Source organism: Pseudomonas sp. PS02303 (assembly GCF_029959925.1).
Taxonomy (GTDB): Bacteria; Pseudomonadota; Gammaproteobacteria; order Pseudomonadales; family Pseudomonadaceae; genus Aquipseudomonas; species Aquipseudomonas mandelii.
Map to the genome: position 1 here is coordinate 1 of NZ_JASCOM010000260.1, position 8,090 is coordinate 8,090.

At 51.5% G+C, this 8,090-nt stretch carries 6 protein-coding genes and 2 pseudogenes; 5 read left to right on the top strand and 3 right to left on the bottom strand.

What is annotated here, in order from left to right; all coding sequences use genetic code 11:
* Nucleotides 1-707 (top strand): IS21-like element ISPsy20 family helper ATPase IstB (istB, locus tag QMX98_RS29540; RefSeq protein WP_282411796.1); only part of this gene is annotated, 707 nt, incomplete at its 5' end.
* 161 nt (nucleotides 708-868) lie between these two features.
* A pseudogene (locus QMX98_RS29545) lies at nucleotides 869-1,417 on the top strand (chloride channel protein); the annotation flags it as partial.
* Between the two features lie 75 nt (nucleotides 1,418-1,492).
* Here the strand turns inward: QMX98_RS29545 and QMX98_RS29550 are convergent.
* From QMX98_RS29550 to QMX98_RS29560, 3 genes and pseudogenes are all read right to left on the bottom strand, one after another.
* A complete protein-coding gene (locus QMX98_RS29550) occupies nucleotides 1,493-3,133 on the bottom strand; it encodes a methyl-accepting chemotaxis protein (protein WP_282411797.1) in 1,641 nt (546 codons plus the stop codon).
* A 1,085-nt stretch (nucleotides 3,134-4,218) separates the two neighbouring features.
* Entirely contained in the window at nucleotides 4,219-5,784 is a 1,566-nt protein-coding gene (locus QMX98_RS29555) for a PAS domain-containing methyl-accepting chemotaxis protein (RefSeq protein WP_282411798.1), read from the bottom strand.
* A 216-nt stretch (nucleotides 5,785-6,000) separates the two neighbouring features.
* Nucleotides 6,001-6,347: pseudogene (locus tag QMX98_RS29560) on the bottom strand (transposase); the annotation flags it as partial.
* 701 nt (nucleotides 6,348-7,048) lie between these two features.
* On the opposite strand from QMX98_RS29560, the gene QMX98_RS29565 reads away from it, so the two are divergent.
* The 3 genes from QMX98_RS29565 (at nucleotide 7,049) to QMX98_RS29575 (ending at nucleotide 7,903) form a co-directional block, all read left to right on the top strand.
* Nucleotides 7,049-7,288, top strand: coding sequence for a hypothetical protein (locus tag QMX98_RS29565; protein WP_282411799.1), 240 nt, complete (start codon nucleotides 7,049-7,051; stop codon nucleotides 7,286-7,288).
* Nucleotides 7,285-7,509 carry a hypothetical protein gene (locus tag QMX98_RS29570; protein WP_282411800.1) on the top strand — a complete coding sequence of 75 codons (225 nt, stop codon included), beginning with the start codon at nucleotides 7,285-7,287 and terminating at the stop codon, nucleotides 7,507-7,509. Before QMX98_RS29565 ends, QMX98_RS29570 begins: the two co-directional genes overlap by 4 nt.
* 70 nt (nucleotides 7,510-7,579) lie before the next feature.
* On the top strand, nucleotides 7,580-7,903 hold the full coding sequence (locus QMX98_RS29575) for a DUF2388 domain-containing protein (RefSeq protein ID WP_282411801.1): 324 nt from the start codon (nucleotides 7,580-7,582) through the stop codon (nucleotides 7,901-7,903).
* The last annotated feature ends 187 nt before the right edge of the window (nucleotides 7,904-8,090 follow it).

Here is an 8,090-nt window from a genome sequence, read left to right on the forward strand (position 1 = left end):
CATCGAAATGGCTGCTGGAACATCTGCTTCAGCAGGAACATGCGGATCGCGCGGTGCGCTCGGTGAATCATCAGATGAACATGGCAAAACTCCCCATGCACCGTGACTTAGCTGGCTTTGACTTCAGAGCTTCCAGCGCTGATGCCCGGCTGGTCAGCGATCTATCCAGCTTAGCGTTCACTGAAACCGCGCAAAATGTCGTGTTCATCGGAGGCCCTGGAACCGGGAAAACACACCTGGCCAGTGCCTTGGCTGTATCCGGAATCACGGCCCACAACAAACGCGTGCGCTTTTTCTCCACGGTGGATCTGGTCAATCTGCTGGAGCGTGAAAAGTACGATGGTAAGGCAGGCCGAATCGCCCAGGGACTGCTACGAACAGACCTGGTGATACTGGATGAGCTGGGGTATTTGCCCTTCAGTCAAAGCGGCGGTGCCCTGTTATTTCACCTGCTGTCCAAACTGTACGAACACACCAGCGTGGTTATCACCACCAACCTGAGCTTCTCGGAATGGTCGAGTGTGTTTGGCGACGCCAAAATGACTACGGCTCTGCTGGATCGGCTGACACACCATTGCCATATCGTTGAAACAGGCAACGAGTCTTACCGCCTTCAACACAGCACCTTGGCCGCCCAGACAAAGATCAAATCACGGGAACGAAAGCGCAAGGACGGAGATGATATCGGGGAAGATGAGCCATTTTGATCCGCACCATAAATGCCCTGCTGCATGCATAAATGCGGTGGGGCTTGATGCGTCTTGAATCGGAACACTGCTGCTAAGCTTATCCACAATTGCTGGGACAGAAATCAGCAATCCGTCCTGGGTCAATTTTCATTCGGCAGGGTGGGTCAGTTTTCAATCAGCGCCAACACCCAGAGTTCATCATCTGGCAATGGCGGCGCTTACACTCAGCGTGGTTTGCCGGCATCTGTGGATTGGTAGTCGCAATATTGGATTGGCTCAGTGGCGGAATGTAATTCAGTAGTTGCTACGGCATTATCTCTCAGGTCATCGTATCCGATGTTGTCCTGCCCTGGCACGCACCAATTACGTGTTTCTTGGCGACCGTAGTGACATATTTTTTGGATATCCCTGGCGGGATTTTTGCCCCTTGACTGGCGGTAGGAGCCGCTGTCGGCGCGAATACCGCAGAGCTGTTCCAGCTGGCCGCGCAGCCAACTATCGCACTCTGTGTGGTGGGTTTTCTGGCTGCAGTCACTCAGTCTCCAATCATCTCCGCCACTATTGTGATGGAGATGATTTAAAGTCACATTATGGTGATCAGCCTCATCGCGCTAGCCTTGATTGCCAAGGCCGTGAGCTCAAGAATGGTGCATGAGTTGTACGAGCAATTGGCAGGGAGCGCTCTCCAGATCGGAGAGCCCAATTCCACGGCAAAGAATCCGGTCTGATGGGCTTTACTGGGGCATCGTGCTGCGTAACGTAAGTTAAAAGCCGCACCAGTAAAACGTATTTTTCATCCAAATCTAAAGCTTAAATTTGGCTACCAGCTGAGTGAAGGACACTGCAAGCCTCGATAGTTCGTGGCTCGAAGCATTGGTCTGATGTGCTCCTGTAGCAGTTTGAGCTGATAAGCTTTGAATGTTCACGAGATTACGGTCTACCTCACGAGCAACCTGTGCCTGCTCTTCCGAGGCACTTGCGATCACCAGATTCCGTTCTGTAATTGCAGCGACGCCTTCAGTGATCGATTCCAGCGCAACGCCTGCAGCCTGCGCCAACTGACGTGTGTTATCTGCCTTGCGCTGACTCTTACTCATGGTTTGTACTACTGAGGTAGCGCTTGTTTGCGCGGTATTAATCATCCCCTCAATTTCGACAGTGGAGGACTGGGTGCGATGAGCCAAGGCTCTCACCTCGTCAGCCACCACCGCAAAGCCGCGACCTTGCTCCCCAGCTCGAGCAGCTTCAATGGCGGCATTCAAGGCCAGCAGATTGGTTTGGTCAGCAATCGACCGAATCACCTCACGTACCTTGCTAATCTCTTTCGTCTGATGAGCCAACTCTTGAACTTGCGAGCTAGACGAATTTATTTCGCCAACCATGTCTTCAATTGCTAGAACTGCTTCTCCAACCTTGCTCTTACCAGCCATGGCATCTTGATTCGTGCGTTGCGATATTTCTGCTGTAGAAACAGCGTTGCGAGCGACTTCATCGACAGCTGCGGTCATCTCGTTGACAGCAGTGGCTGCCTGCTCGATTTCGCTGCTCTGCTGAGTGAGGCCTCGTGTGCTTTTGTCCGTTACGACGCTTAGCTCTTCTGCTGCCGATGCAAGCTGATCTGAAGCACTCGATATATTTTGGATTGTATTTCTAAGGCTAGCCTGCATTCCACCCAGGGAGGAAAGCAACTGACCGGTTTCGTCTTGGCCACCTGCGTCGATACGTTGTGTAAGATCACCGGCGGCAATGCGCTCTGCAGCCGCTACTGCGTAAGACAGGGGGCGCGTAATGAGGCGTGTGATTAGAAGACCCAAGCCTATTGCTAGAACGAAAGCAATTACCATACCCGCAATCAACGTGAGCTTAGAGCTCTGAATGAGTACATCACTCTCACGTTTCATATCGTCAGCTTGCTCAATATTAGATGCGATGATCCCCAACATTTCTTTTTCAGCGAAACCGTACTTACTACTTACATCTCCTGTCAGAAGCGACCTAGCTCCTGGCAAATCCCCCGACTTCAAGGTATTGGAGAACTGCTCGGCCGCTTTTATATAAGCAGGCCAATCCGTTTCGAATTTATCACCCAGCACTTTTTCGTCTTCACGTAGCGGGGTACTACGATAAATCGCGAATGAATTCTCTACAGTACGCTTACGATCAGATAATGATTTTTGAGTGGTTGCGAGTTCCGACTCACTTGCGTTACCAGCCTTTTGTGCCAGCAGTAGGTACAGATCTCTATTGTGATAAATTACTTGTTGAAGCGCCTCATTTACTTTGTTAATTGATGTTATATTATTGCCGAATATGGATGCGATTGTGTCGCCTAACCTGGCGTTACCGGTCATCCCAACGAACCCGATCGCGACAGTTATCAATGCGCAGACCAAAAATGATATCGACAGCTTTGCCGCAAGGCGTAGATTCAGGAACCAAATCATAGAGTTTTCTCTTCATAGTGGGAGATCTGGTTAACCTAGAGGCGTGCCATTGATCAGAAAATTTATCGGCTAATAGTTATTTTATTTAATATTATTTTGCTCCTGGTGCCTAACAGATAAAGTCATCTCTGCGTATCAATATTGAAAATATTGCCTTTAATAATAATTCGCATTTCGAGCTCTTAATGCTGTAGTTTGAAAGATGTATTCTAGAAACGCCACTGCCTAAAAACCTCTCATTGCACTCATCAAACATAACCGTGATTTAGATTTACTCTCAGTACCGTCTGATAGCTCGTAGAATTGCGAGTTGTCGGCAGTACAATGTCAAAAATTTATCAACACAGGTCGCGAAACTTTGGCTCACTATCTCTCTCCGCATACACCAATCAGGATGTATGGAGACGGCCCCCTGCCCCATCGTCTATTGATCGCATACAGTGCGCCCATAACCTCCCCGGTGGACTTAGATTTGGAGTTTAAAAAGAGATCATCGGTGTACTCACCCTTCTGGAAGAGGTTGACGAGAAGCAGTTCTGCTTTGTGTATTTAAACCAGATCTGAGAATACGATCCACGGCATCAACTGCAGCCGTCATCATTAGGCGGATATCGTTGTTAAAACAGAGTAAGTCGGAAGCGCTGAGTAACCTACGAAAGCGGAGCGCTCAAGCTAGCTATCAATTTCTCAAGCTTTCTAAATATCGGGCAACAGAGCAGATAGAGAATCTGCGTTCTAAATCTTATGATCCTCTGAGAAAGAGATCATGCATAGCTGGCCTAGTTAGCCGAACTACGCCTAGGCATCGGCATACTTCCCAAGATTGCAGCAGAGGCCTTTGCCCAAGAGCTAAAACTTCGCCAGGTACGCCTTGCCGATACTTGGGCTAGTCGACAGAATATGTCTGCTTCCGCGACGAAGAACTGCCGATTTTAGTTAAAGCGCTTGACCACTTGCTCGCCGAGCATCGAACGAAACCAAAACCTAATATCACGGAGTATATAGTCAAATTCGACTTTAAATTTACGCCGCCTTTTATAAGTAGCAAAACTCTTATGTGAAGTCTGCGCATTCATTCTGGTGAACTACCGATTGAACCGCTCAACCAACGAATATTGAATTTTGGCTGTCTGAGTCAATTCGCTGCTTAGCTCAGCCGAATGCCTTGCTTGCTCAGACGTCTGATCGGCCAGATCCACGATTGTGTTGATGTTGCGGCTGATTTCCTCGGCAACCGCAGTTTGCTCTTCAGTCGCGGCGGCAATCTGGGTGGTCATGTCAGTGATATTCTCTACGGCTTCACTGATACCCACCAGGGCTTTGTCCGCTTCAAGCACCCATGCCACACCTTCGTCGGCCCTGCGGTGTCCGCTCGCCATGATCTTTACGGCGTTGTTAGACGAGACCTGCAACTTTGAGATCAAGCTATGGATTTGTGCGGTTGATTCAGTTGTACGCTGGGCCAGTTGACGCACCTCATCGGCGACTACCGCAAAACCTCTGCCCATGTCGCCCGCCCGAGCGGCTTCAATGGCCGCGTTCAGCGCCAGCAAGTTTGTCTGATCGGCAATGCCTTTGATTACGTCGACCACTGTGCCAATTTCATTACTGTCCTTGGCTAATTGAGCGACTGTTAGCTCAGTTTCACCCACCACAGTCGAGAGCAACTGGATAGCTTCTCGGGTGTCTCGAGCCACCTCGCGTCCGCGCCCGGTGAGCACACTGGCTTCCTGGGTGGCGTCAGCAGTGCGTTGAACGTGGCTGGCGACTTCTTGCGTTGTGGCTGCCATCTGATTGACAGCGGCTGATACTTGCTCGGTCTCGACGCGCTGGCGTTCAAGTCCTCGGAAGCTGTCCGCAGCAAGGCTATCGGATCTGCCGGCCAACTCGTTCAATTGTTCAGCCGTGTCGTGCAATCGAGTGAGACAGGTCTTGAGTCGGGAAGCCTGGCTGACGAACGCAGTTTCAAGGCGCGCCTGAGGGCCGCGTTCGTCGCTGTACATCTTCGCCAGCAGCGAATCGGAGGTTGAAGCTTCCGACATTCCCAGCAGACGCAACGCCCCTTGATTTTGTCGATGCGACACTAGCAGGCCTATAGGTACTGATATTGCGACAGCTAGCATAATAGCTTCAGGAATGCCGAGCATCGCGCCACACAGCGTGCCTACTAAACCCATGACAACAGTCGGCAACGAAGCGAGCAGAGCCGGTTGCCATCTATCACGGTATGGTATGGCTGATTTCCCGAGACTGATGCGTTTGTACAGCGTTTCCGCCCGACGAATCTGTTCACCGGTCGGCTTCACCCTGACCGATTCGTAGCCAACAATCTGGACACCGTCGAAAATCGGGGTGACATAGGCATTGACCCAGTAGTGATCTCCGTTTTTCGAACGATTCTTGACGATGCCCATCCATGGCTTGCCTTGCTTTAGCGCGCCCCACATATGGGCGAATACGGCAGGAGGTACATCAGGGTGACGAACGATATTTTGGGGCGCGCCGATCAGGCCCGCTTCCTCGAAACCGCTTATATCGACGAACGCATCATTGCAGTAAGTTATGACACCTCGTACGTCCGTTGTGGAGATGAGTTTTTGCTGAAGCCCGAGAACAACCTCGCGCTGCGTGACCGGTTGATTGTTTCTCATCGGTATTGCTCCTATTCCTATAGGTAAAGCATCGGCCACAATGTGGAAAATGTTAGTCAGTAATGCGCACCGCACTCATTGCGTGTCGTAAAAAATGACAAGTCCGGCAACGCGAGTATTCACACCTCAATAAAATCATCGACTTAACTTACAGGTTGATTCAGCATGCAGGTCGGTATTGGGATGCTTCGCGGACTCGAAAATTCTGTGACGAAGATACGCACCACTGCGTCCGGGACTGATAGTCGAACATGGCAACGCCTGACCTCTCATCCAGGGTCGGTGCTGCGATAACACCACAGATAGGCCCGGTTGGTTTCTCCTTGCCGGGATCCATTTGCTGCACCGGGGTTTCTTCGGCATGCAAAATCAGGCGTTGATGCAGTAATTCAAGCAATCGATCGGCCAAGGGTTGCAGGGCAAAAACTCTAGCGGCCTAACCACTCCGACGAGGTTGAGCAGCCCAGAGTGACCCCGTCACGCTGGGCGATCTGCTCCAGCCGATACAGCGGCAAATGATCGAGATACTTGCTTATCAAGATCCAGGCAATCAAGCCGGGGGCCGGCCATACCACCGTCAATGGCAGCCGGAGCAACGTAGGCAGAGACAATACTTCGCACGTTCGACATCGAGGTGCTCGGTGATGTCTGCGTCTGCCTCCTCCCCCTCGTTATAAGTAAAATACTGAGAAAAGCGTGAGTAGGCTCTCAAGTTTTTAATGGGTGTGATTTTTTTGATTTCGCGCCAGGGCTTGTTATCAAATGATCGGATAGGCAGTGCTTCTTTCCTGCACGAAATCTGCAACGACACGCCGTTTCGCCGTAAGCGTCTGCAACACAAATCTTGCTCAATGTTCAGCGCGTGACTGGAAGAAGAAAATCTTAAGCGGCCAGCGAACAACCTTGCACAGATCAGACAAGCATCCATTGATGCGGCAACAGTTGGTCAATCTCGGTTGCTCGCGGCGTCTGCGTAAGCGGCCGGGGAACACGCCTTGCAGAGTTTAAGGCGAGCATCCACTCATGCGGCAGTAGCTAGCTTTGCGCTATCCTTCCGCGAAGGGCTGCGTTGGCACATGAAAGAACCGCCCAAGATCTATTTAGTGCTACGGAACCGTCTGTAGATCCAGAGTTTTAAGTGTGCATGGAGAGGATTGGAAAACTGTATGAGCATTTAGATATGCTGATGTGCGATCTAATCAGGTTGAGCAGGGGCTGATCACAATTTCCTGCCAGAATAGTGAGTGATGGAGACTGCATAGGAATGAACAACTCTACTAAAGAACTGCGCGGCGACATGAAAGAAGCAGCTGCCACCCTCAAGTGGGCAGGCGTGGATCTGTTCGGAGTAGCAGACCGCATGCTGGCCGAAGGCGATGAGCAAGGAGCCAACGCGCTGGTGAAGATAGCTCGCTCATTCCAGAAAGTTGAGGAGAAGCTAGAGGGGTGTCCCGAACAAACGACGTTGGGCCGAATAAATCCCGGTGCGGGAAATATCAGATGACCGCATGGCGAAATCAGAGCTTCAAAGGCAAGGTCGGTATTTTGGCGTGGCTGGGGTTTCTTCTGCTGATTTCCGGTGATTCAGAACCATGTGGGCTAGGCAGTGAATCTTCCAACCGTAAGCGGGTTTTCAGCCCTGGATTCATTGTGTTATGTATTTTCGTAGCTTTGATTGAGTTAATAGCGCTGAACCATTTTTTTGGTGTTCAAGGCATTAGTTGAGGCTGATAAGAATCGAGCTGGTACTAGAATGTTATGGTGCCCCCCTAAATGGCAATGGAAGCATCGAAGAATGGATTTCTGGAAGACCCTGGCAATCGTAGCCGTTGTGTCAATTAGCGCCCAAGCCTCCGCTGAAAACAAAGGCTCATATCAAAATTCGATGATGATGATAACAATGGCTCCAACCTTCCTTCTTTCAGGAACGACAGCGCTGACGATGCTGGCCACGAAAAATTTCAAGCCAGCCAAACCTGATGCACTGGCATTCATTGGCTCAGATGGCGAAATTCGTGGCGCGCAGTTTGAACAGGCGTCACGCTTCTACAGGGCGACTTACAGCTCTCCGCTGATGTCCGACCAGCAGCTTGCACAGGCGATAGCTGCGTCTTTCTAAGGCCGCATAGATCTCTGTAACTGCCTATCAGGCGATAGATCCCTTACCGTATTCGATCTAGGGGGGGGGGGGGGGGGGGGGGGGGGGGGGGGGGGGGGGGGGGGGGGGGGGGGGGGGGGGGGGGGGGGGGGGGGGGGGGGGGGGGGGGGGGGGGGGGGGGGGGGGGGGGGGGGGGGGGGGGGGGGGG